Here is a 22788-nt window from a genome sequence, read left to right on the forward strand (position 1 = left end):
CAATGAGAAGGGCTAAACATTAAACAAAAAACTTGGTCGGTTGAATAGAAGTAATATTCCTTTTAGCTTCATGGAACTCTTTGTCATTCGAGGATGAAAAGCCACTAAAAATTGCTAATCCAACGACAACTGACAAGGTGGCTAATGCAAGTTTAAATTTCATATAAACACTCTCCTCTTTGTATTTGGATTCGGGCGTCCACCATTACGTCAAAAAAGGTGGTTGAGTTTTCAAATTGCCCTATCTCCTTACAATAATTAGCCGTGTCGAGTGCTAATTCCTCTAAATCTGGATACATAACATTATCTTTTAGTACAGAAAAAGTTTGAAAAACTGTGCGTTTATCTATAGAGTCGATATATAAAGCCTTTAAGTAATTAAACTCAGCAACTAAGACATCATCGTTTATGGCTTGTGCTTTCTCGATTCCTTTTTTATAAAGAATAAAGCCTTTTTCAATATCCTTCATTTTGAAGTAAATTTGTGTCAGTGTAAATAACGTGTGAGGGAGAAGATCACTTTTATCGTTTTCGTACAATGAGACTGCTTGTCCAATATATTCAGCAGCTTTGTCATACTCTTTCATCTTATAATAACAGTTTCCCAAATTATATAATGATGCACCAATTAGCTTGTGTTTGTTTATGGCTTTTGAGTCTTTTAAGGCTCCCTGAAGATGCGGAACTGCTTTTTCATGACCTTCCAGATCATCAAAGTTGCCTGCTACAACAAAAGCACATTGTATTCGGCGAACAGTATAAGTTTTTTGGTCTTTATAAATGTTAAGGGCTGCTTCAGCATAGTGCATTGATACATGGGTTTGTTTCATGTGATAATACACTTCTGCCATTTTAAAATAGAACTCTGCTCGTTCAATTTCATCTGTTACTAAAGCGAGCTTTTTCTCAGCAATTTTATATGACCTTATTGCTTTTATATATTCCTTCTTATCAAATTCGTGCATTCCTCTAAAGAAATTGCAGTAGTATTCCAGGACACCTTTAAGTTTTGTTTGTTTGCTTTCAATCTTTTCTAATAAGTCTGAAATTTTAGGGCGTTCTTCATTCAAGGACTTAGGTTCAAGGTAATCGAGCATTAGCTGATGACGAAAACACATTAGTGAATAATACAACAATAAGTCTTGGTCTTCCTTCATATGTTTTATTTCTTCTTCAACCTCTGCTTTTAATATCTCTGCATCTGGAACGGCGAACATCCGTATGTATTTATACCACTCATTGATTTTAACTCCAACTGCGGATGACGGAATTAATTGCTCCATTGAAATCCCTCCCTATATGTATCCAATAGACTAATATGTCATATTTTATCATATTTAAATGAATAAGGAAGATTAATGTTATCTTAAAAAACGAAAAAAAAACCTTCTCAATTAAGAGAAGGCTAGAAGGTTTATCTCGGTGAATCATAATCCATTGCTTGTTCACTGTCAGAATCAGTTGATTCAAGTAAGTGGCAATATTATTGAATAAGGATAGTCATTTAAAGAGGTTATTGTTGTCTTAATATCGAAATAAAGGTCAAGTAAGAACGAGGGGAGTTACTTTAATGCATATAACAACAAAAAGGTTATTGATACGTGAATTCGAATTCAAAGATTGGCAAGCTGTATATGCGTATACATCAGATATTAATGTGATGAAGTATATACCAGAAGGGGTTTTTACTGAAGAAGAAGCAAAAGCATTTGTAAATAAAAACAAAGGTGATGACGCTGAAAAATTTCCTGTCATACTAATAGATGAAGATTTACTTATCGGCCATATTGTTTTTCATAAGTATTTTGGTGAACATACATATGAGATTGGGTGGGTGTTTAATCCGAATTATCAAAATAAAGGGTATGCTTCTGAAGCTGCGCAGGCTATCTTGGAATACGGATTTAAAGAAATGAAATTACATAGGATTATAGCTACTTGTCAACCTGAGAATATTCCATCATACCGAGTTATGGAGAAGATTGGAATGAGAAGAGAAGGCTTTTTTAAAAAGTGTATTCCAAAAGGCAATGAGTGGTGGGATGAATATTATTACGCTATTTTAGAGGAAGAGTGGAATTGAACTATACTGATTTAGCGTTAATCATTTTATAACCGATCTTCTCACTTTTGCCTTTAAGAATTGATCTATGGTGAATTGCTTAATAAGTCATTGAACTCAGAGAATAAGTGAACCTGCCACAGGTGTTCATTATCTTTTAAGGGGTTCCAAAAAGACCATATTCCTATCGATCGCTCAGAGTGAAAATGGTATACTAAAGTTACAATCATAGGAAGGAATTACAATTTTTCTAGGTCTACATAAAATCATCCGATTAACCGAAAGTGAGAATGTGTGAATGAATGTAATAGGGTATATGGAGGAAAGGTTTCAAAATCTCGAATTAATTCCTAGCATCTATAATCAATGGGGCACAGGAATCCATTTTTGTCTTGGAGAAAATATCTATCAACTCAAAGCAAATGAAGAATTGAATCTAAAGATGTTTCAGATTGTATATGAACAAATCTCAATCATTTTTAATGAATTATTCGAACAAAATGATGACATATTCCTTGTGGCGAATATGTATAAGCACAAAAAGAAAGAGAAATGTATAAGAAAATTAAAGGTATATCAACCATTTCTAAAGTGTAAAAATCTTTTGAATCAAATGATGGTGAAGACATATCCCTACCCTTTCGAAATCAATAAAGCTGAAGAATATGAGATGCAGCAATTTTCCTTGTTGTGCAAACCTCGAGACTTACGTGTAACTGAATTACTTAAAGCCGCCAGTAACGAAGATTTTCCATTAAAACCGAAATTCGGAGGTTACTCTATTGATTACCCTGATGTTTTCTTTGTGAACATTACAAAAGACATTATTTTCTTTATCTATGATGACCGCGGATGTGAAGTCATAGCTCTTGATTTCAAACGAATACGCCACCTTTATGAAAAATATCACGACTGGGTAGAAGAGTATAAGTACGTGTAATACTTTTTTTAATAGAAACTGAAAAAATCTAAGTTTTATATGGCTAGTTCAGTCCGACAAGCCATGGGACAACAGCTAAAATAGTTTTACGTAAGGGAAGGATTCTAAAGGTCGGGCTGAGAAATGAATGATTCAATTGGTTGTCCATTTCAAAAAACCATATGCTGATGATGAGGATTGGATTAAATTAAGTGTCAACAAAAGGGATGGAAAATTTCAGAATTGCTTGACTTTACTTTATGATGAAAGGGGTCGAGTAAGATGGATAAAAAAAAGGATGAAATACAAAGAAAGTATAGGGAGCAAATGAGGGAGAAGAAAGAACGAGAAAAAGAAGATGGCAGTTCACATACTTTTGAAATTGTTGTTGTGCTAGCCATTATCATATTGATGTTTTTCTTTAATTCAGTATTTAAGGCTTTTTAGATATTGTACAGATGACTTTCAGGATTATTGAAAAAATTAATACAGAATTAATTTCTGTATTCTCTTTTGTTTTTACCCTCAATTAAATTTTTAAGATTAAAATAAGTTTGGATAAATCATAGTGTTTAACACAGTCTTGCCAGTTCTACTCCTGTTGAAAGCTTCTCTGTTTTTGTTTCTTATTTATTCCTGTATTGATATATGTATGTAGGGTTGGACTTATAACATAAACTACTCTGGCCATTCCTTTTCTTTCTACTCATGACCAGGCTAGCCATCAGCATAAATCTACGATAACAGTCTCTATACATTCTGTTATCACCTTTATCAAACTCTTAAATGCAGCTTACCACTAACCAATTCCTTATTTCGCATAGATTATCTTTGTCATGTGGTTACACAAGAATCTGTTTTCGGACTGATCGTTGTTAATTGATACATGACATTCGCAAATGTTTGAGACACTGAATATAACGAAAGAGTCAAAAATCAATATTAATTTCATTCCTGTTTAAACTTTCTGAAAAAGATGTTGAAAAAGTCAAAGGGATTTTATAATATTAAATCAAGTTAGTTTGTTCGGTCAACAAACTAATGAGGTGAACTTTAATTGTCTAGCGATAAAGCTCTTGTTAAATATGGATGGAAGGGGGAATTATAACAAACAAAAGAAAGAAGCTTTTATCCTTTTTCAGCATATAAAGTATGACGAAAAAAGATGAGTTTACTGCTTGTTGATCACCATTTAGATGATGAAAATACTCTGTTTTGAAAGCGCTTTTATAAACACGTCCAGTCCATAAGTTTGAGGGGATTTTTAAACCGTTTCACACTGTTCCATATTAAAGGATCGAAAAGGGGAGAAATCATGCTCAGTGAAAATGTAAAGAAGATTAGCATGGTTGAAAAAGTTGGATATGCGTCTGGAGATTTTGCGTGTAATTTAATTTATGCAACAGTGTCTACTTATCTTTTGTTCTTTTATACAGATGTATTTGGTTTATCGGCAGCCGCCGCCGGTACTATGTTCTTAGTGGTTAGAATAATCGACGCACTCGCTGATCCTTTTATTGGAACAATAGTTGACAGAACGAATAGCAAATTTGGACGCTTTAGACCGTATCTTTTATTCGGAGCTTTTCCATTTGTCATACTGGCCATACTCTGTTTTACAACCCCGGATTTTTCGGATATGGGGAAATTAATATATGCCTATATCACCTATGTCGGCTTGTCGCTTACATACACAATGATAAACGTGCCATATGGCGCGTTAACATCTGCAATGACCAGAAATAATCAAGAAGTGGTTAGTATAACGTCTGTCCGTATGTTATTTGCGAATCTTGGGGGACTTGTCGTTGCATTTTTTGTTCCCTTACTGGCTGCTTATTTAAGCGATACTTCCGGCAACGAATCTCTTGGCTGGCAACTAACCATGGGTATTTTGGGAATGATAGGCGGGTGCCTTTTAATCTTTTGTTTTAAAAGCACAAAAGAGCGTGTCACTCTTCAAAAATCCGAAGAAAAAATTAAATTTACGGATATATTTGAGCAGTTTCGTGTTAATCGTCCACTTGTTGTATTAAGTATTTTCTTTATCATTATTTTTGGAGTGAATTCCATCAGTAATTCGGTTGGCATTTATTACGTAACGTACAACTTAGAAAGAGAGGATTTGGTGAAGTGGTACGGTTTGATAGGAAGTTTGCCCGCTTTGGTTATTTTACCGTTTATTCCAAGGCTTCATCAATTTTTGGGAAAGAAGAAATTACTAAACTATGCATTATTACTGAATATAATCGGCCTCTTAGCTTTACTGTTTGTTCCGCCAAGTAATGTATACCTCATACTTTTCTGTCGCTTAATCGCTGCTGCTGGAAGTCTCACTGCCGGGGGATATATGTGGGCGCTTATTCCTGAAACAATAGAATATGGAGAGTACAGGACTGGGAAAAGAATGGGCGGTCTCATATACGCTATTATCGGATTTTTCTTTAAATTCGGCATGGCCTTAGGAGGAGTTGTTCCGGGTCTGGTTCTTGATAAGTTTGGATATGTGGCAAATCAGGCACAAACTCCGGCGGCATTAACGGGGATTTTAATTACAACCACCATTATTCCCGTGTTCTTGCTGGCTCTGGCTTTAATTGATATTAATTTCTATAACTTAGATGAGAAAAAATATAAAAACATGGTTCGAGAATTAGAGAATAGAGACAAAGTTTATTTGGACCATATTGATGATTTCAAAGCTTAGATAAACTGAGGAGGAGTCCCAAATGAAGATTACAAATCCAGTCCTTAAAGGATTCAATCCAGATCCAAGTATTTGCAGGGTAGGAGAGGATTATTATATCGCTGTATCTACATTTGAGTGGTTTCCGGGAGTCCAGATACATCATTCAAAAGATTTAGTCAATTGGCGCTTAGTTGCACACCCATTACAGAGAGTTTCACAATTAGACATGAAAGGGAATCCTAATTCAGGTGGGGTTTGGGCACCATGTTTAAGCTATAGTGATGGAAGGTTCTGGCTGATCTATACGGACGTTAAGGTAGTAGATGGCGCTTGGAAAGATTGTCACAATTATTTAGTGACTTGTGAAACGATTAATGGTGATTGGGGAGAGCCGATACCATTAAACAGCTCGGGGTTTGATGCTTCTTTATTCCATGATACGGATGGAAAAAAATATTTATTAAATATGTTATGGGATCACCGTATTGACCGGCACTCATTTGGAGGAATTGTCATCCAGGAATATTCTGATAAGGAGCAAAAATTAATCGGTAAACCGAAAGTGATATTTAAAGGAACTGACAGAAAGCTAACAGAAGCTCCGCACCTTTATCATATCGGGAACTATTATTATTTACTAACTGCAGAAGGCGGAACACGGTTCGAACATGCTGCTACAATTGCCCGATCTGCAAATATTGAGGGACCATATGAAGTTCATCCCGATAATCCAATCTTAACGTCATGGCATGATCCAGGAAATCAATTGCAAAAATGCGGACATGCATCTATTGTTCAAACACATACAGGTGAGTGGTATTTAGCTCATTTAACGGGACGTCCCATACATCCAGACGATGAGTCAATTTTTCAGCAGAGAGGATATTGTCCTTTGGGCAGAGAAACAGCTATTCAAAAACTCTACTGGAAAGATGAATGGCCCTATGTAGCAGGCGGAAAAGAAGGAAGCTTGGAGGTGGAAGCGCCTTCTATACCCGAAACCGTGTTTGAAGCCACGTACCCCGAAGTTGATGAATTTGAGGATTCAACATTAAATATCAATTTTCAAACGTTAAGAATCCCGTTTACAGAAAAATTAGGTTCATTAATCCAGGTGCCAAATCATTTACGATTATACGGTCATGAATCATTAACCTCGACATTTACTCAGGCATTTGTAGCCAGGCGTTGGCAAAGCCTCCATTTTGAAGCGGAAACAGCTGTAGCGTTTTTCCCGGAAAATTTTCAACAAGCTGCTGGATTGGTGAACTACTACAATACAGAGAACTGGACGGCTCTTCAAATCACGCATGATGAAGAACTTGGCCGTATTCTTGAATTAACAATATGTGATAACTTTTCTTTTTCACAGCCATTACACAATAAAATTGTTATTCCTCGTGAAGTAAAGTATGTATATTTAAAAGTAAATATCGACAAGGAAAAATATTATTATTTCTATTCTTTTAACAAAGAAGATTGGCACAAAATTGATATTGCATTGGAATCGAAAAAATTATCAGATGATTACATCCGTGGGGGAGGATTCTTTACAGGAGCCTTTGTAGGGATGCAATGTCAAGATACCAGCGGTCATCATATTCCGGCCGACTTTAGATATTTTCGTTATACAGAAAAATAAAGTGTATGTGAAAAAGGAGGCTCTATTTTAGGACTCCTTTTTCATCTTAGAATGTGCCTATATATAACAAACAAAAAGCTCATCTTTAAAGATGAGCGGAGAGCGACATTACATTGTAACCATATCCAGAAAATGATCAATCACAATGGAGGACATTCCTAATGCCGGTGCATTTTTTCCTAAGGAAGATGGTAATAATTCATAGCTATTGCCTAATTGGGAATAAACCCTGGACGATACTTCGCTTCTAATTGAATTTAAAACCATAGGATGGGATTCAATTATGCTGTTTCTTAAAATGATGGCTTGTGGATTGAATGTATTTAGAATATTGGTAAGGCCTATTCCTAAATAGAATCCAAAATTCTGTAATGCATGTAAGGTGCTGATATCATTTGCATGGGCGAGCTCTATGATATCTTGATAGGACACTTTTTTCTCTTTCGTCTGAAGCGATGTTAATAAAGCCTTTTCTGAAGCATACAATTCCCAGCAACCTCGGTTTCCGCAACTGCATTTAGGACCATTAAAGTCAATTGTCATATGTCCCATTTCTCCAGAGAATCCGCTTACCCCTCTATATAAATGGTTGTTGATAATAATACCGATCCCTATCCCTGTACTGATACTTGCATAAATAATGTTATCGTGATTTTTTGCAGCACCAAATACTTTTTCTCCATATGCGCCAGCATTTGCCTCATTTTCAATAAAAACAGGCACATTGAACTTCTCATGTATAGAAGATTTTAAGTCGATATCTTTCCAGTTCGAGTTCGGAGTGAAAACAATTTTTTGATTTTTATCAATGAGTCCTGGCACACATATGCCTATACCAATAAGACCGTAAGGAGATTGGGGCATATGCGTAATAAAGTGATGAATCATATCAATTAAAATGTCTTTCGTTATTTCTGGAGAATTTGATTCTAAATGGTGGTGTTGATCAAGAACGATCGTCCCTTCAAGGTCTGTTAAAATGCCATTGATATAATCCACACCAACATCTATTCCTACGGAGTATCCTGCCTTTTTATTAAAAACAAGCATGACAGGCCTTCTTCCGCCACTTGATTGTCCTTGACCTATTTCAAATACAAGATTTTCTTTCATTAATGTGTTTACCTGTGATGAAACAGTTGATTTATTTAATCCAGTCATTTCAGATAATTTTGCTCTTGAAATAGGTGAATTTTTGAGTATTTCTTTTAATAATAACTTTTGATTTACTTTTTTAACAAAGGCTTGATCTGCGATATCCACTTCATCCACTCCATTTGTATAACCTTTAAATTAAGTATGAACATAGTACATAGCGAATCTTCCCTTTATTATATCTAATGTGTTCATAAAAAACTAAAAAAAATATTGAAAATACTGATGAGGTTATATAAGATGAAAATAAGTTAGTTTGTTCAGGCAACAAACTAATGTGCAACTTACTTACAATATGAATAAAATGCATCTGTATTTGCGTGATCTGTTCTGAATTTATTTTTAAGGGGGAAATCACATGGCTCAATCTTATTCTAGTTCAGTCAACTATTTTGGAAGCGTAAACAAAGTGGTTTACGAAGGGAAAGATTCGACTAATCCTTTAGCATTTAAATATTATAATCCTCAAGAAGTAATCGGCGGAAAAACGATGAAAGAGCATTTGCGATTTTCTATTGCTTATTGGCATACATTTACTGCTGATGGCACAGACGTTTTTGGAGCGGCTACGATGCAAAGACCATGGGATCACTATAAAGGCATGGATCTAGCGAAGGTGAGAGTAGAAGCAGCATTTGAGATGTTTGAAAAACTAGATGCACCATATTTTGCTTTTCATGACCGGGATATTGCACCAGAAGGAAGTACGCTAAAAGAGACTAACCAAAATTTGGATATGATCGTGAGCATGATTAAAGATTACATGAGAAATAGCAACGTTAAGCTATTATGGAATACTGCAAACATGTTTACAAATCCCCGTTTCGTCCATGGCGCTGCGACTTCTTGCAATGCAGATGTGTTTGCGTACGCTGCAGCACAAGTGAAAAAAGGGTTAGAAACAGCAAAAGAGCTTGGCGCCGAGAACTATGTATTTTGGGGCGGCCGTGAAGGATATGAAACATTGTTAAATACCGATTTAAAATTTGAGCTTGATAATTTGGCAAGATTTTTGCATATGGCAGTGGATTACGCGAAGGAAATCGGGTACACAGGGCAGTTTTTGATTGAGCCAAAACCAAAAGAGCCGACCGCCCATCAATACGATACAGATGCAGCAACAACCATTGCCTTTTTAAAGCAATATGGCTTAGACAATCATTTTAAATTAAATCTCGAAGCCAATCATGCCACATTAGCCGGGCATACATTCGAACACGAATTACGCATGGCAAGAGTGCATGGTCTGCTTGGCTCTGTTGACGCGAACCAGGGACACCCCCTGTTAGGCTGGGACACAGATGAATTTCCGACAGATTTATATTCTGCGACATTAGCAATGTACGAAATTCTGCAAAATGGCGGCCTTGGAAGCGGCGGATTAAACTTTGACGCGAAGGTCAGAAGATCTTCTTTTGAGCCTGATGATCTAATATATGCCCATATTGCAGGGATGGATGCATTTGCAAGAGGATTGAAAGTCGCCCATAAATTAATCGAAGATCGTGTGTTTGAAGATGTGATTCAACACCGCTACCGCAGCTTTACTGAAGGGATTGGTCTTGACATTATAGAAGGAAGAGCTAATTTCAATACACTTGAGCAATATGCGCTAAATAATCAATCAATTAAAAACGAATCTGGAAGACAGGAGCGATTAAAAGCGATATTGAACCAATACATTTTAGAAGTATAACGGGATAAGCTCCAGATCCTGCGATACAAAGTCACCGAACTACCCGTCATAATTCCTTTACTCTTTCTGATTGTTATGACGGGTAATTTTTATAATTGGGATTTATTTAGAGTGAATGATTTTTTAAAAGGGTAAGGAGTGAAAAAATGAAGTACGTCATTGGAATTGATCTTGGGACGAGTGCTGTTAAAACTATTTTAGTCAATCAAAACGGCAAGGTTTGTGCAGAAACGTCCAAACGTTATCCGCTCATCCAAGAGAAGGCGGGATATAGTGAGCAAAATCCTGAAGACTGGGTGCAGCAAACAATTGAAGCATTGGCTGAATTGGTTTCTATATCTGAAATTCAAGCCAAGGATATTGATGGGATAAGCTATTCGGGACAAATGCATGGGTTGGTGCTGCTTGATCAAAATCGTCAGGTGTTGCGTCATACAATTCTTTGGAATGATACCAGAACGACGCCTCAATGTATCAGGATTACCGAGACATTTGGCGATCATCTGCTTGACATCACAAAAAACCGCGTTCTTGAAGGGTTTACATTACCTAAAATGTTATGGGTGAAGGAAAATGAACCTGAACTTTTCAAAAAAACGGCTGTTTTTTTGCTTCCAAAAGACTATGTGAGATTTCGTATGACTGGTGCCATTCACACTGAATACTCCGATGCAGCAGGGACTTTACTTTTACATATTGCCCGCAAGAAGTGGAGTGATGATATTTGCAAACAATTTGGTATACCTGTAGATATTTGTCCTCCGCTTGTTGAATCTCATGATTGTGTAGGATCGCTGCTTCCGAACGTCGCCGCGGAGACAGGACTATTGGAAAAAACAAAAGTGTACGCCGGGGGAGCGGATAATGCTTGCGGTGCTATTGGAGCGGATATTCTTTCTTCTGGCAAAACATTATGCAGTATTGGGACCTCAGGGGTCATACTTTCCTATGAAGAAGACAATGAAAGAGACTTTAAAGGGAAAGTGCACTTTTTTAATCATGGAAAAAAGGATTCTTTTTATACGATGGGAGTCACGCTCGCTGCAGGATACAGCTTGGATTGGTTTAAAAATACGTTTGCGCCAAACGAATCGTTTGAGCAATTATTGCAGGGGGTGGAATCTATTCCGATAGGAGCCAATGGGCTGCTATACACTCCTTATTTGGTGGGTGAAAGAACGCCGCATGCTGATTCTTCTATCCGGGGAAGCTTGATCGGAATGGATGGAGCCCACAAAAGAGAGCACTTTTTGAGGGCGATAATGGAAGGTATCACATTCTCTTTGCATGAATCAATTGAGCTATTCCGCGAAGCGGGAAAATCAGCTAATACTGTCGTTTCTATTGGTGGGGGTGCTAAAAATGAAACGTGGCTGCAAATGCAAGCTGACATTTTCAATGCGAGGGTGATTAAGTTAGAAAATGAACAAGGCCCAGCCATGGGAGCGGCTATGCTGGCTGCTTTTGGAAGTGGGTGGTTTGAATCCCTTGAAGATTGTGCAAAGCAGTTCATTCGTAAGGCTGCTACATTTTATCCAATGGAACAAAATGTCCAAAAATATAAAACACTATTTGATTTGTATAAGAACATCTACACTCACACAAAGGATCTCAATACAGCTTTGCAGAGCTTTCGAAAAAACGAATGACAATGGAACAATTAGCGACGAATTACCATCAAAAGCATTATCTGTTAACAAAATTGAAAACGTTATCAAAAAATCATTTCATGCAATTCTATTTTCAAAAAACAAAAGTCTATTACATTATAAACTAAGTTTTTTAAGGGGAAAGAGAGAATAATAGTCTAACTACCATGGCAGCCTCTTTTGAAAGTTGGTGAGCACAACGGTAAGACCAAATACACCCTCATCAAACAGGAGGAATACCAAATGAAGCAAAAAAGAATGAAGTTTTTGTTAGTAGTTTTATTTAGTCTAGCACTGACATTACCTGCATGGTCCGCACAGGCGGCAACAACAATCACCTCAAATCAAACTTGCTTCCAAGATGGCTATGATTATGAATTGTGGAAGGATTATGGGAACACTAGTATGACGCTAAATAGCGGTGGCGCGTTTAGCGCCCAGTGGAGTAACATTGGGAATGCTTTATTCCGAAAAGGCAAGAAATTCGATACAACCAAGACTCACTCACAACTTGGAAATATATCAATTCGTTACAACGCAACCTTCAATCCGGGAGGAAATTCATATCTGTGTGTTTATGGATGGACAAAAGATCCGCTCGTAGAATATTACATCGTCGATAATTGGGGCACCTATAGACCGACTGGAACGCCTAAAGGTACATTTACTGTTGATGGAGGGACATATGACATTTACGAGACCACTAGAATCAACCAACCTTCCATTATAGGTATCGCAACCTTTAAACAGTATTGGAGTGTCCGGCAGACAAAACGAACAAGCGGAACCGTATCTGTCAGCGAACACTTCAAAAAGTGGGAAAGCTTAGGAATGCAAATGGGTAAGATGTATGAAACCGCACTTACTGTAGAGGGCTATCAAAGTAATGGCAGTGCTAATGTAACTACCAATGTATTGACTGTTGGTGGGAAAAGTCAATAATCCTTTCTCTTGATTTACGATGAATATTGGTAGTATGTTCATGCACAAAAAACCCCCTCACATTAACGTGAAAGGGGTTTTTTATTATCTACACTTTTTATATTATTCAAAAAGATTCATGTTACAAAAGCTAGATCAACTCTAGCTATTAGGAGTTGCGAAATCAGCTATCTCGTGTGCTATACAGCAGAAAATTTCATAGGCAGTGTTTTTCTATTTCACACAGCCATGAAAACCTCTATTGGTCACGTATCCATTCTTGCTCCAGATGAAAAGTTTTTCTGATTTTGCTTCTTGCTCATCTAGTCTGAATTGGTCTATGTATTTGGTGTTTGGCTCATATACATATGCTACTCTGGCCAATCCTTCTTTCAACAATGTTTCCTGAACAGATTTGCCGTCAGCATAAACGTAAGCTAACAGTCTTCCATACTTATCTCTGCGATCGCCTTTATCAAATTCCAGCTGCAGCTTACCGCTGTTGACCAATTCTTTATTTCGTTTTGACGCATCCTCACCGTATGGCTGAACACAAGAATGCGGTTTCTTCGTCTCAGGTGTATCAACGAGCAAGTAGCGAACTGTGTCTTTTTTTCCGTTGTAAATCACCTTAATCGTATCTCCATCAACTGTTCTATCTAATGTAACATCTACCAATTTCTTATGAGGCGTGCCAGCCTCTTGTTCTGGCTGTTTATATTCATTAGAGTGAGTATGCTCAGCCTCACTAGAACCTGAATGGTTTGTTGATGTGCGATTTGATCCGCAAGCTCCCAAAGTCATACTTAAAACGATGGCGATCATACTGACCAAAATCTTCTTCATATTCATTCCCTCTTTATCATTTTCTCTTTTCGCGCTTAAACATCAACATTATAACGATATGGACATTTTTTGTGAATGGAAAATACCTATAACTTCAGGGGAACTTCTTACACTGAAATTGCCAATGGTTAACTTTGTAATAAGGTGACCAAAATATTACCATTACAGAAGGAAGATAAACAATTCTGAAAATGATATTGACTGAAAATGCTTTTAGAATTATGATAATATCAGAAGTGACAATAATATGACAAAAATATCACTACAACATAACAATTAATGGCTTATGTTATTGATTAAAAATGCAAACGATTATAAACGCAGAAATCTAAGATCGAGATGACATTAGTTTTGTATCAATATCCACACTGAAAGAGCTTATTAAGTATTCTTAATAAAGGCAGGGGAGATGGATATGAATGAACATCGAAATCGAAGGTTAAAATTAATAATGATCTCAGCAACTTTTGGAGGACTTCTCTTTGGGTATGACACCGGAGTTATAAATGGAGCTTTGCCTTTTATGGCAAGACCAGATCAGCTTCATTTAACAGCGGTTACAGAAGGGCTTGTTACGAGTATTCTTTTATTAGGTGCGGCGTTTGGAGCGTTGTTATGCGGAAGATTAGCTGATCGATATGGCCGCCGTAAAATGATCCTTAATCTCTCTTTTTTATTTTTCTTGGCATCACTTGGGACAGCGTTTGCACCTAGTGTTTTCATCATGGCGGTCTTTCGTTTTTTATTGGGACTGGCTGTTGGGGGAGCCTCAGCGATGGTACCGGCCTTTTTAGCAGAAATGGCACCGCATGAGAAGAGAGGACGTATGGTAACCCAAAATGAGCTAATGATTGTTGGCGGGCAATTTTTAGCATATGTTTTTAATGCCATCCTTGGTGTAACAATGGCAAATACGGGACATGTTTGGAGATACATGCTAGTCATTTGTGCCGTTCCGGCTATCATGTTATTTGCCAGTATGCTTAAGGTGCCAGAAAGCCCGAGATGGCTAATCTCCAAAGGCAAAAAAAATGAGGCGCTGCGTGTTCTTAAACAAATTCGTGAAGATAAACGTGCAGAAGCTGAATATCGGGAAATTGAAAAAGCGGTAGAAAAAGATACACAGCTTGAGAAGGCATCGCTCAAGGACTTTTCTACCCCATGGCTGCGCCGTCTTTTGCTGATTGGAATCGGTGTAGCCATCGTAAATCAAATTACAGGTGTGAACTCGATTATGTATTATGGCACACAAATCCTTAAAGAATCCGGTTTTGGCACAAAAGCGGCTTTAATCGCTAATATTGGGAATGGGCTGATATCCGTTATTGCAGTTATATTTGGGATTTGGCTGGTCGGAAAAGTAAGGCGGCGTCCAATATTGTTGATTGGTTTGGCGGGGACGACTACAGCGCTCCTATTGATTGCAATTTTCTCAATTGTGCTTGATGGATCTATGGCACTTCCTTATGTGGTGCTTTCTTTGACCGTTTTATTTCTTGCCTTTATGCAAGGGTGTGTAGGACCTGTGACTTGGCTGGTCATAGCGGAAATATTTCCTCAAAGATTGAGAGGACTTGGTTCTGGGATAAGTGTTTTTTTTCTCTGGATATTAAACTTTGTGATTGGTTTTGCTTTCCCGATCTTGCTTAGTTCTGTAGGGTTGTCTTTTACATTCTTTATATTCGTGGCTTTAGGTGTATTGGCAATTGGTTTTGTGTACAAATTCATGCCGGAAACAAAGGGGCGTACACTTGAAGAACTAGAAGAGCATTTCCGTTTTCGACATGATCATAATGCTCCTGAACAATCAGTTATTGAGGTATAGATATGTTGAAATCTCTCTTCTTCAGAAAAAACAAAATCCCTCTGCCAGAGGGATTTTGATTCAGCATGTTAAGATGTTCTACACGTATAATACAGGAGTTGATACTTTGAAAATCTCGCCATCTCTTATATAAAAACGAGGGATGCGGCGGCTTAATGTAGACACCACTTCATAGTTAATCGTATTGAGCATTTCAGCCACTTCATCAACGGAAATCTCAGCTCCTTTTTGCTTACCGTAAATTACGACTTCTTCTCCTTGTTCACCTTCACCGTTTTCTCCTAAACTGACCATGATCATATCCATTGTTACTCTTCCCGCTACAGGCACTCGTTTTCCGCGGTGAAGAACAAACCCGCGATTGGAAAGGGCACGAGAATAGCCGTCAGCATAGCCGATCGGGATTGTAGCAATTACTTCATTAGGTTCTGCAACGTATGTAGCACCATAGCTAACGGTTCGGGGCTCTGTCCGCATGGTTTTGACATAAGCGATGCGCGCTTTTAAACTTAGCGCAGGTTCAAGCTTAACGAGATGTAGTTGTTTAATATAGGAAGAAGGATATAAACCATATAAGCCGATACCTAAACGGATCATATCAGCGCTAAATTCCGGAAATGCGATAGCTGCAGCTGTGTTGCACATATGCACGGTGGGCAGCTCAATTCCTTGTTCTTTTAAAAAGCTGAGAAAATTGATGAATTTTTCGTGCTGCAGCTTTGTGAGTGTTGTGTCTGGTTCATCAGCTGTTGAAAAATGTGTAAAAATCCCTGTCCACCTGAGAAATTCGCTTGCCTTTAGGGCTTTCACTACTGCTAAAAGCTCTTCCTTTGTGCGTACACCTAATCGTCCCATGCCGGTATCCACGTTAATATGAATAGCCAGCCGATCAGTACTTGCTTCTTTCTCCAATATCTCGTTTGCTTCTTTTATCCAATCAACCTGAAATGCTGATAATGTTATATTCCAAGCCGCTGACTTCTTCACACAACTAAGGGACGTAAAACCAAGCACAAGGATAGGTGCTGTAATCCCCGCTTTTCGTAAAACGATTCCTTCCTCCACGCTGGCAACAGCGAGCTCACTCGCCCCGTGTTCAAGTGCATGACGCGCCACTTCTATAGACCCGTGACCATAACCGTTCGCTTTTACGACAGCCATAATTTTGCTCTTATGTGGAATATGACGGCGGATCGCTCGCAAATTCTTTTTGACGGCATCAAGATTGACTTCGATCCAAACTTCTCGGCAAAGCTTTATCATCAACGCTTCCTTCCTTCTTATGGATTGTAACTGCCACCTATTGCCGCAAGAATAAATGTTAATTGTTGGATGATTCGATCTTATTTTATTCAGCTTCATTTGAAATCATTCAACAGCAAATCCATGTGATACGAAAAGGTGCTAATCAATGTTCGAATAGCAAATACGGATAAACGAGGCTTGTAAGGGGATGAGAATGGATATGGAGGCTGAGGATATGAGAAGTACAACTAATCAAAAATAATCTTCAGTGATTATTTGTTTTGGTACACTCTCATAGGAGGAATGATAACCAGAAATCAAACAGGGAGGTTTCACCGTTCTCAATAACAAGGGATACCGATTAGAGTGTTGAACACTATGACGGAGCAAACTGCCCAAAACATGAAGATGATTAAAGCGAAAAAGTACGGTCTGCAGAGAATAGAACAAGAAAGACACTTTATATAAAGATACTGACTGAGCCTAGAGGAAAGGGGGGCGCCTAAGGTATGAACATTAGAAGAACCTTTTAAATGAGAAGGACTGAGAAAATTCTGTAAAAGATAATCCGTTCAAAAAGCAGTCGATTCCTTGTTCCATAAACCTGACATCAGAGTATATAATTAAATTCGTATTCAAAAAATTGTTTAAGTAAGGGGTATACATGAAAAGGGGAGTTAGTTTTCAAATACCGAATGAATATGGAAATTTTCTATGGAGAATACTGCAGCCAGTAGACATAGCTCATTATAAGTGGCAAACGAGTGGTGAATCTTATTTTGTAGTAGATGGAGAGCTCGATAATGAGGAGCTTTTTCATGACTTTGCTATTGTTGAAGGGGCGGATTTTGCGCAACTATTAAAAACGAATCAGTACTATACCATTTTCGTTGAATTGAAAGCATTTCCACATGGAAAAACAGTTAATCAAGTCAATACATATGAAGAGTTTGCTGACAGTGATTGCGAATTTGTCCTTTTGATAGCAGATAATAGCTACGTTTCGATTTACTGTAAAAACAAAAATACCATTGAAAAACTTTATTTTAATGCTTTACACAATGATTTTGAAGACGTTCAGTTTATAACTGATGAAAATGACACAAGAACAGGCCTTACTGTATGATAGCCAATAAAATAAAAGGAGCTAATACATAACAATGCAAATTAAAATCAAATATCTAGATGAAACACAAACAAGAATCAGCAAAATTGAGCAGGGAGACTGGATCGATCTTCGAGCGGCTGAAGATGTAACAATCAAAAAAGATGAATTTAGGCTTGTCCCATTAGGTGTAGCAATGGAGCTGCCAGAAGGTTACGAAGCACATGTCGTTCCTCGGTCAAGCACATATAAGAACTTTGGCGTTATTCAAACAAATTCAATGGGTGTTATCGATGAGTCATACAAGGGAGACAACGATTTTTGGTTCTTTCCTGCTTATGCATTGCGCGATACTGAAATTAAGAAGGGTGATCGTATCTGTCAGTTTAGAATCATGAAGAAAATGCCGGCGGTTGAATTGGTTGAAGTTGAGCATTTGGGAAACGAGGATAGAGGAGGACTCGGTTCAACAGGTACTAAGTAAACAAAATAAATCCTTGGCTGTCTTCATGATGTGTGATTGATCAATGCAGATTACAGCCAAGGTACATATTATCTAATTTGATCAGCAAATGATTAAATGTTTATTGAGGTCCTATTTTTATTTTTATAGCGATTAGCTAGTCTTTTATAATACATGCTTAATATGTAAAAGAACCAATAGCCTAACAAAGTCCCTAAGGTGTTAAGCATTAAATCATCCACGTCAAAACTTCTGTAAACAGATTTTATATACACTGAATACGAAAGCTGTGTTAGTTCAATAAACAAAGAAATGAAAAATCCAATTAGTAATATTTTTTTAAGGTTATTAAGCTTTTCAAATAACAGTGGAAATAAAAAGCCAACTGGGAGCAGTAATATCAGGTTTCCTCCGATTGATCTGATTACATAAAATTGTAGGCCTTCGTGATAAACATCTACAAAGAAATAAAATGGGATGAAGTTATTCCCTGATACAAATGGGAGATAAGAGTCGTACCTCATATCTTTTATCAAACCAGCATCTACGGGCAGAGGAAATAATGTAACACTTATCAAATTGAAAAAGTAAACCAATAAACAAAAGATAACGATATGCTTATGTATGGGTAATCGATCTTTTTTTAACAGGGCTCGTTTAATGAGTCGATAAACTAGAAAGCAAAAATAGAGGACCATTAAAAATGGCAAGAGAAAAGACGAGTCGAGCATAAGTACACCACAATTTCCTTTTTGATTCATTTTAACACAAATAGGAAAATGAAGGAATTTCTAAAATAAAAGAATGTTTGATCAGAGGGCAAATAAAAACTAGGATATCATCAACTTAACCAAGTTAAATGGTGTGTCCGGGTCAAAACTTGCGGTAACTAAAAGCAATGTGACAGACTATGTTATGGAGAAATACCGATGTAAAAGAGGGGGTAACTCCTCTTTACACAGACAGGGATGGAATAAGAATCTCATATTATCGGTGCGTGCTTACTATTTGCGATAATATTGTATTCGTAATATATTATGCCAAGCAACTGAAAATGAAGGAAGGAAATGAATTGCCATGACTCAATTCGATAAACAATACAGTTCAATCATAAATGACATTATAAATAATGGAATCTCAGACAAAGAATTTCAAGTAAGAACAAAGTGGGACTCAGATGGAACACCGGCTCATACACTAAGCGTGATTAGTAAGCAAATGAGATTCGACAACTCAGAGGTTCCGATTTTAACGACAAAAAAAGTTGCCTGGAAAACAGCCATTAAAGAATTGCTCTGGATTTGGCAGCTGAAATCGAACGATGTTAATGATTTAAACAAGATGGGCGTACATATTTGGGATCAGTGGAAACAAGAAGACGGCACTATTGGTCATGCATATGGATTTCAGCTGGGGAAGAAAAACAGAAATTTAAATGGAGAAAAGGTGGATCAGGTTGATTATCTTCTTCATCAATTGAAGAACAATCCATCTTCACGCAGACACATTACAATGCTGTGGAATCCGGATGAATTAGACGCAATGGCCTTAACGCCATGTGTATACGAGACACAGTGGTATGTAAAACAAGGGAAACTCCACCTTGAGGTAAGAGCGCGGAGCAATGACATGGCCTTGGGGAATCCGTTCAATGTATTTCAGTATAATGTGTTGCAGCGCATGATTGCTCAAGTGACTGGCTATGAGCTTGGTGAATATATTTTTAACATTGGGGATTGCCATGTGTACACCCGTCATATAGACAATTTGAAAATCCAGATGGAAAGAGAACAGTTTGAAGCACCGGAACTATGGATCAATCCTGCAGTGAAAGATTTTTATGATTTTACAATCGATGATTTTAAGTTAATCAACTATAAGCATGGGGACAAGCTTTCATTTGAGGTAGCAGTTTAATGTTGTTAATTTCAGTAAGAAATCTGGAAGATGAATAAAAATCGAAGGACAAATACGTATAATATATAAAAAAGATTAACTCTACAGTTAATCTTTTTTATTCAGAAGAAAATATCCTAATTTTGAAACTAAATATAAAGTAAAAGCAATCATTAAAGTTCTTGATATCACAATTCCGTGAATAGCGAGATCATATCCAGCAGGTACCAACGCATTTGTATTACACATAAAATATATCGATATTAGAAGTGCTACTATAACTAAAATCATTCCAAAAAGACTTGTTTTTTCATATTTCATACCAATATTCACCCTTTTTAAAGTTTGGTTTGAACAAAAGAGCTGAAGATACGAGCTATGAGCAGTATGCTCCATAAAAAAACCGCCAGCAATGCTGGCGGCCTTTTGCTGCTTCGTTTATTTATTAACAGAGATTGTAACGTTATTTCCTGAAACAGAAACCTTTGCGAAATCCTGTGTATCTACCACAGGAGTGATAGCTTTATTGTCGATTGTGATGCTGTTAAAAGATGTCGAAAAGGCTGTTTTGATGGCATCACGCTGGCTTTCATAAGAAACTGCTGCAGTAGCAAGTGTTTTCCATTTTGAAATCGTGCCGATGTTGGTCCCTTGAATTTCTGTGATAATTCGTCCGGTATAGCCGTCATTGTTCGTTCCCCAAAGGGTCATGCGCGTATTGCTGTTTAAATTTTTATAGATTGTCATTTGGACTGTGCTTCCAGGGCGGAAGCCTTTATTGTATGTGAACTTGTCTTTTCCTTCGATGTACGTTTCTTCATTTTTGGATCCTACCTTCATGAGGGGCTTCCAGACGTTGTATTGCTTGCTGTACTGAAGCCCGATATCTGCCTCAGTTCCGCTTGTTGCCCTAAATCCTGAATAAATATAAGGAGTAGAGACCGTATCATATTTTACAGTGTCAGGAAGATTGATTTTAGCTGTGAAAACGGCGCCTGTACTATTCAGATAGGCGCGGCCGCCGATTCCCTTAGGCAGCTGGGAGGCTGCTTTTGCGACTTGAGCATCTGCCGCGGGCAAGCCTGGTATACCTGATGGAAGTGTTCCGAAAAGAATGGCTGTTCCTACTGCACCTGCAATCAATACTTTTTTCACTCAAATTCCCCCTTTTGATAGTGATTTCGTCATTTATTATACCTTATTTTGGAACTGGATTTATGTATATAAATCGACAAAATATTTCATTTTGAGTGATGTAAGGGACGAAACGTTTCTGAAATCTGAAAGCTATATACCTTTAACAAAGGAAATAATAAGATCATAATCGTTTTAACCGATTTGAAATTTTCCTCATAATAAAAGCACAAATGCTTAAGGAAACGATAATCAAAAGAATGCGCGCTATCGTTTCCCAGCCTGTAAAAAAGGGGTGCTGTTTCATCAATGTCTGTCCTTGTAACATGATAAAAGCACAGATACCGACTAAGAAAAGAAAACAAATGCTTAGGATTGCTAACGCTTTACGTGAGTATGTTTTCATTTCATCTTTAAAATACAGCAATACGAAAACAAAGCAGCTAACATTGGCGATTGTTCTTATCACCTCAAAGCTTGTCATGGCAACTGATATAAATAGACAAAGTAAAATGAGATAAAATACGGTGTTTCTAGACAAACAACCTCTCCTTTTATGTGTGATACTCTAAGAGTTTATAAACATTTCTTTGTAACTGCAATACTTGGAAATCGAATTGAATCTGCCTATATAAGAACTAAATAAACTATGTGCTAAATATTCATTATTCTTTTTTTAACTCAGTCACCAAGGTTTTTATAGAAAGTGAAGGGAAGCTTCAAGATGATAGTGCTCAAAAAAGCCCGGCATTAGCCGGGGAAAGGTGAAAACGAGGAGATGTGAATGGAGTTTAGTAATGTTTCTTATGCTTTTTATACTCTACAACATAATCATAGTCTTTTTTGTCGTGATCATAATATTTTTTATCGTAATCACAGTCATCATCTTTCTTATGATAGTCATCATATTTTTTGTCATAATCACAGTCGTCATCTTTTTTATCATGGTGGTATTTTTTATCATATTCGTAATACTTCTTGTAATACGTTTTTTTGACCGTATAATACTCTTCTTTATATTTTTTGTAATAACCCATATATACTCCTCCTTTATTTATAATACGTTTTATTATACGGCGAGTTGATCTTGCGGCTTGGACAGTTAAAATCATAGAAGGAAAAAAGGGCTGTCCAAATGGAAGAAAAAAGACAGGTGACATAGAAACAAATCAAAATAAAGAGCCGATTTTTCATCGGCCCAAACGATTTATCTTATATTTGTTTGTCTTCTTTGTTGTCTGCATCACTTTTTCTTAAATCCTGAGTCAGTCCGCTGGTTGCTTGTTTAAATTCTGATAAGGCTTTTCCTGCTGCACGGCCAAGCGCCGGCAGTTTATCAGGTCCAAACACTAAAAAACCTACAAACAAAATAACGAGTATTTTTGTGAAGCTTAATTCCATATCCCTTTCCTCCTGATTGAAGTACAACCTTTTACACAAATTATAAGAGATGGCAGTTCAAATGGGAATGCATTTATTTTGACAAATTAAAACAAGCTCAAAAGCGGATTCTTAAAACGGCTGCTGCTGAATATAATGTC

23 protein-coding genes are annotated in these 22788 nt (G+C 37.2%); 12 read left to right on the top strand and 11 right to left on the bottom strand.

From position 1 onward, the window contains the following. Positions 1-19 precede the first annotated feature (19 nt). Entirely contained in the window at positions 20-163 is a 144-nt protein-coding gene (locus tag MY9_RS21735) for a hypothetical protein (protein WP_153801665.1), read from the bottom strand. Further along, a complete protein-coding gene (locus MY9_RS09620; protein ID WP_014664083.1) occupies positions 153-1283 on the bottom strand; it encodes a response regulator aspartate phosphatase in 1131 nt (376 codons plus the stop codon). Before MY9_RS09620 ends, MY9_RS21735 begins: the two co-directional genes overlap by 11 nt. Before the next feature lie 287 nt (positions 1284-1570). Here MY9_RS09620 and MY9_RS09630 point away from each other — a divergent pair, with 287 nt between their 5' ends. From MY9_RS09630 to xynB, 5 genes are all read left to right on the top strand, one after another. After that, on the top strand, positions 1571-2083 hold the full coding sequence (locus MY9_RS09630) for a GNAT family N-acetyltransferase (RefSeq protein ID WP_014664084.1): 513 nt from the start codon (positions 1571-1573) through the stop codon (positions 2081-2083). 277 nt (positions 2084-2360) lie between these two features. Next, positions 2361-3002 (top strand): DUF3885 domain-containing protein, encoded by a 642-nt coding sequence (locus MY9_RS09635; protein ID WP_014664085.1) that lies wholly within the window; start codon positions 2361-2363, stop codon positions 3000-3002. Positions 3003-3263: 261 nt separating this feature from the next. Continuing rightward, complete coding sequence (locus MY9_RS09640; protein ID WP_003231681.1) at positions 3264-3428, top strand: hypothetical protein; 165 nt, start codon at positions 3264-3266, stop codon at positions 3426-3428. 868 nt (positions 3429-4296) lie between these two features. Then, entirely contained in the window at positions 4297-5688 is a 1392-nt protein-coding gene (locus tag MY9_RS09645) for an MFS transporter (protein ID WP_014664087.1), read from the top strand. Between the two features lie 22 nt (positions 5689-5710). After that, entirely contained in the window at positions 5711-7312 is a 1602-nt protein-coding gene (gene xynB, locus MY9_RS09650) for a xylan 1,4-beta-xylosidase (RefSeq protein WP_014664088.1), read from the top strand. 108 nt (positions 7313-7420) lie between these two features. Here xynB and xylR read toward each other — a convergent pair whose 3' ends face one another. Next, positions 7421-8575: a transcriptional repressor XylR gene (xylR, locus tag MY9_RS09655; protein WP_040083073.1), complete on the bottom strand. Its 1155-nt coding sequence runs from the start codon at positions 8573-8575 to the stop codon at positions 7421-7423. A 250-nt stretch (positions 8576-8825) separates the two neighbouring features. Between xylR and xylA the strand changes: the two genes are divergently transcribed. From xylA to MY9_RS09670, 3 genes are all read left to right on the top strand, one after another. Further along, complete coding sequence (gene xylA / locus MY9_RS09660; protein ID WP_014664090.1) at positions 8826-10163, top strand: xylose isomerase; 1338 nt, start codon at positions 8826-8828, stop codon at positions 10161-10163. Positions 10164-10309: 146 nt separating this feature from the next. Next, a complete protein-coding gene (gene xylB / locus MY9_RS09665) occupies positions 10310-11812 on the top strand; it encodes a xylulokinase (protein WP_014664091.1) in 1503 nt (500 codons plus the stop codon). 243 nt (positions 11813-12055) lie between these two features. After that, a complete protein-coding gene (locus MY9_RS09670) occupies positions 12056-12754 on the top strand; it encodes a glycoside hydrolase family 11 protein (RefSeq protein ID WP_014664092.1) in 699 nt (232 codons plus the stop codon). Positions 12755-12967: 213 nt separating this feature from the next. Here MY9_RS09670 and MY9_RS09675 read toward each other — a convergent pair whose 3' ends face one another. Next, a complete protein-coding gene (locus MY9_RS09675) occupies positions 12968-13579 on the bottom strand; it encodes a thermonuclease family protein (protein ID WP_014664093.1) in 612 nt (203 codons plus the stop codon). A gap of 409 nt (positions 13580-13988) precedes the next feature. Here MY9_RS09675 and MY9_RS09680 point away from each other — a divergent pair, with 409 nt between their 5' ends. After that, positions 13989-15404 carry a sugar porter family MFS transporter gene (locus tag MY9_RS09680; protein ID WP_014664094.1) on the top strand — a complete coding sequence of 472 codons (1416 nt, stop codon included), beginning with the start codon at positions 13989-13991 and terminating at the stop codon, positions 15402-15404. A gap of 78 nt (positions 15405-15482) precedes the next feature. On the opposite strand, the gene alr is transcribed toward MY9_RS09680, so the two are convergent. Further along, positions 15483-16667, bottom strand: coding sequence for an alanine racemase (gene alr, locus MY9_RS09685; RefSeq protein ID WP_014664095.1), 1185 nt, complete (start codon positions 16665-16667; stop codon positions 15483-15485). A gap of 646 nt (positions 16668-17313) precedes the next feature. Here alr and MY9_RS09690 point away from each other — a divergent pair. Both MY9_RS09690 and dutA read left to right on the top strand, forming a co-directional pair. Continuing rightward, on the top strand, positions 17314-17775 hold the full coding sequence (locus tag MY9_RS09690; protein WP_014664097.1) for a DUF2691 family protein: 462 nt from the start codon (positions 17314-17316) through the stop codon (positions 17773-17775). A gap of 34 nt (positions 17776-17809) precedes the next feature. Then, on the top strand, positions 17810-18238 hold the full coding sequence (gene dutA / locus MY9_RS09695; protein ID WP_014664098.1) for a dUTP diphosphatase DutA: 429 nt from the start codon (positions 17810-17812) through the stop codon (positions 18236-18238). 92 nt (positions 18239-18330) lie between these two features. On the opposite strand, the gene MY9_RS09700 is transcribed toward dutA, so the two are convergent. Then, entirely contained in the window at positions 18331-18978 is a 648-nt protein-coding gene (locus tag MY9_RS09700) for a VanZ family protein (protein ID WP_308469268.1), read from the bottom strand. Between the two features lie 316 nt (positions 18979-19294). On the opposite strand from MY9_RS09700, the gene MY9_RS09705 reads away from it, so the two are divergent. Continuing rightward, positions 19295-20134: a thymidylate synthase gene (locus tag MY9_RS09705; protein WP_014664101.1), complete on the top strand. Its 840-nt coding sequence runs from the start codon at positions 19295-19297 to the stop codon at positions 20132-20134. An 87-nt stretch (positions 20135-20221) separates the two neighbouring features. Here MY9_RS09705 and MY9_RS09710 read toward each other — a convergent pair whose 3' ends face one another. The 5 genes from MY9_RS09710 to MY9_RS09730 form a co-directional block, all read right to left on the bottom strand. Beyond that, positions 20222-20509: a hypothetical protein gene (locus MY9_RS09710; RefSeq protein ID WP_014664102.1), complete on the bottom strand. Its 288-nt coding sequence runs from the start codon at positions 20507-20509 to the stop codon at positions 20222-20224. A gap of 42 nt (positions 20510-20551) precedes the next feature. Continuing rightward, complete coding sequence (locus MY9_RS09715) at positions 20552-21268, bottom strand: YrpD family protein (protein ID WP_014664103.1); 717 nt, start codon at positions 21266-21268, stop codon at positions 20552-20554. 163 nt (positions 21269-21431) lie between these two features. Beyond that, positions 21432-21788, bottom strand: coding sequence for a YoqO family protein (locus MY9_RS09720; protein WP_041521351.1), 357 nt, complete (start codon positions 21786-21788; stop codon positions 21432-21434). A gap of 250 nt (positions 21789-22038) precedes the next feature. Next, the gene (locus MY9_RS09725; RefSeq protein WP_014664107.1) at positions 22039-22284 is read right to left on the bottom strand and encodes a hypothetical protein; all 246 of its coding nucleotides are present in this window, start codon (positions 22282-22284) and stop codon (positions 22039-22041) included. A 175-nt stretch (positions 22285-22459) separates the two neighbouring features. After that, the gene (locus MY9_RS09730) at positions 22460-22648 is read right to left on the bottom strand and encodes a twin-arginine translocase TatA/TatE family subunit (protein ID WP_014664108.1); all 189 of its coding nucleotides are present in this window, start codon (positions 22646-22648) and stop codon (positions 22460-22462) included. Between the last annotated feature and the right edge of the window lie 140 nt (positions 22649-22788).

The organism is Bacillus sp. JS (assembly GCF_000259365.1).
Lineage (GTDB): Bacteria > Bacillota > Bacilli > Bacillales > Bacillaceae > Bacillus > Bacillus stercoris.

Coding starts and splice junctions, on each gene's coding strand:
- MY9_RS21735 (WP_153801665.1), bottom strand. CDS start 163: ATGAAATTTAAACTTGCATTAGCCACCTTGTCAGTTGTCGTTGGATTA.
- MY9_RS09675 (WP_014664093.1), bottom strand. CDS start 13,579: ATGAAGAAGATTTTGGTCAGTATGATCGCCATCGTTTTAAGTATGACT.
- dutA (WP_014664098.1), top strand. CDS start 17,810: ATGCAAATTAAAATCAAATATCTAGATGAAACACAAACAAGAATCAGC.
- alr (WP_014664095.1), bottom strand. CDS start 16,667: ATGATAAAGCTTTGCCGAGAAGTTTGGATCGAAGTCAATCTTGATGCC.
- MY9_RS09670 (WP_014664092.1), top strand. CDS start 12,056: ATGAAGCAAAAAAGAATGAAGTTTTTGTTAGTAGTTTTATTTAGTCTA.
- xynB (WP_014664088.1), top strand. CDS start 5,711: ATGAAGATTACAAATCCAGTCCTTAAAGGATTCAATCCAGATCCAAGT.
- MY9_RS09725 (WP_014664107.1), bottom strand. CDS start 22,284: ATGGGTTATTACAAAAAATATAAAGAAGAGTATTATACGGTCAAAAAA.
- MY9_RS09630 (WP_014664084.1), top strand. CDS start 1,571: ATGCATATAACAACAAAAAGGTTATTGATACGTGAATTCGAATTCAAA.
- MY9_RS09710 (WP_014664102.1), bottom strand. CDS start 20,509: ATGGAGCATACTGCTCATAGCTCGTATCTTCAGCTCTTTTGTTCAAAC.
- MY9_RS09680 (WP_014664094.1), top strand. CDS start 13,989: ATGGATATGAATGAACATCGAAATCGAAGGTTAAAATTAATAATGATC.
- MY9_RS09700 (WP_308469268.1), bottom strand. CDS start 18,978: ATGAATCAAAAAGGAAATTGTGGTGTACTTATGCTCGACTCGTCTTTT.
- xylB (WP_014664091.1), top strand. CDS start 10,310: ATGAAGTACGTCATTGGAATTGATCTTGGGACGAGTGCTGTTAAAACT.
- MY9_RS09730 (WP_014664108.1), bottom strand. CDS start 22,648: ATGGAATTAAGCTTCACAAAAATACTCGTTATTTTGTTTGTAGGTTTT.
- MY9_RS09645 (WP_014664087.1), top strand. CDS start 4,297: ATGCTCAGTGAAAATGTAAAGAAGATTAGCATGGTTGAAAAAGTTGGA.
- xylA (WP_014664090.1), top strand. CDS start 8,826: ATGGCTCAATCTTATTCTAGTTCAGTCAACTATTTTGGAAGCGTAAAC.
- MY9_RS09620 (WP_014664083.1), bottom strand. CDS start 1,283: ATGGAGCAATTAATTCCGTCATCCGCAGTTGGAGTTAAAATCAATGAG.
- MY9_RS09690 (WP_014664097.1), top strand. CDS start 17,314: ATGAAAAGGGGAGTTAGTTTTCAAATACCGAATGAATATGGAAATTTT.
- MY9_RS09635 (WP_014664085.1), top strand. CDS start 2,361: ATGAATGTAATAGGGTATATGGAGGAAAGGTTTCAAAATCTCGAATTA.
- MY9_RS09640 (WP_003231681.1), top strand. CDS start 3,264: ATGGATAAAAAAAAGGATGAAATACAAAGAAAGTATAGGGAGCAAATG.
- MY9_RS09705 (WP_014664101.1), top strand. CDS start 19,295: ATGACTCAATTCGATAAACAATACAGTTCAATCATAAATGACATTATA.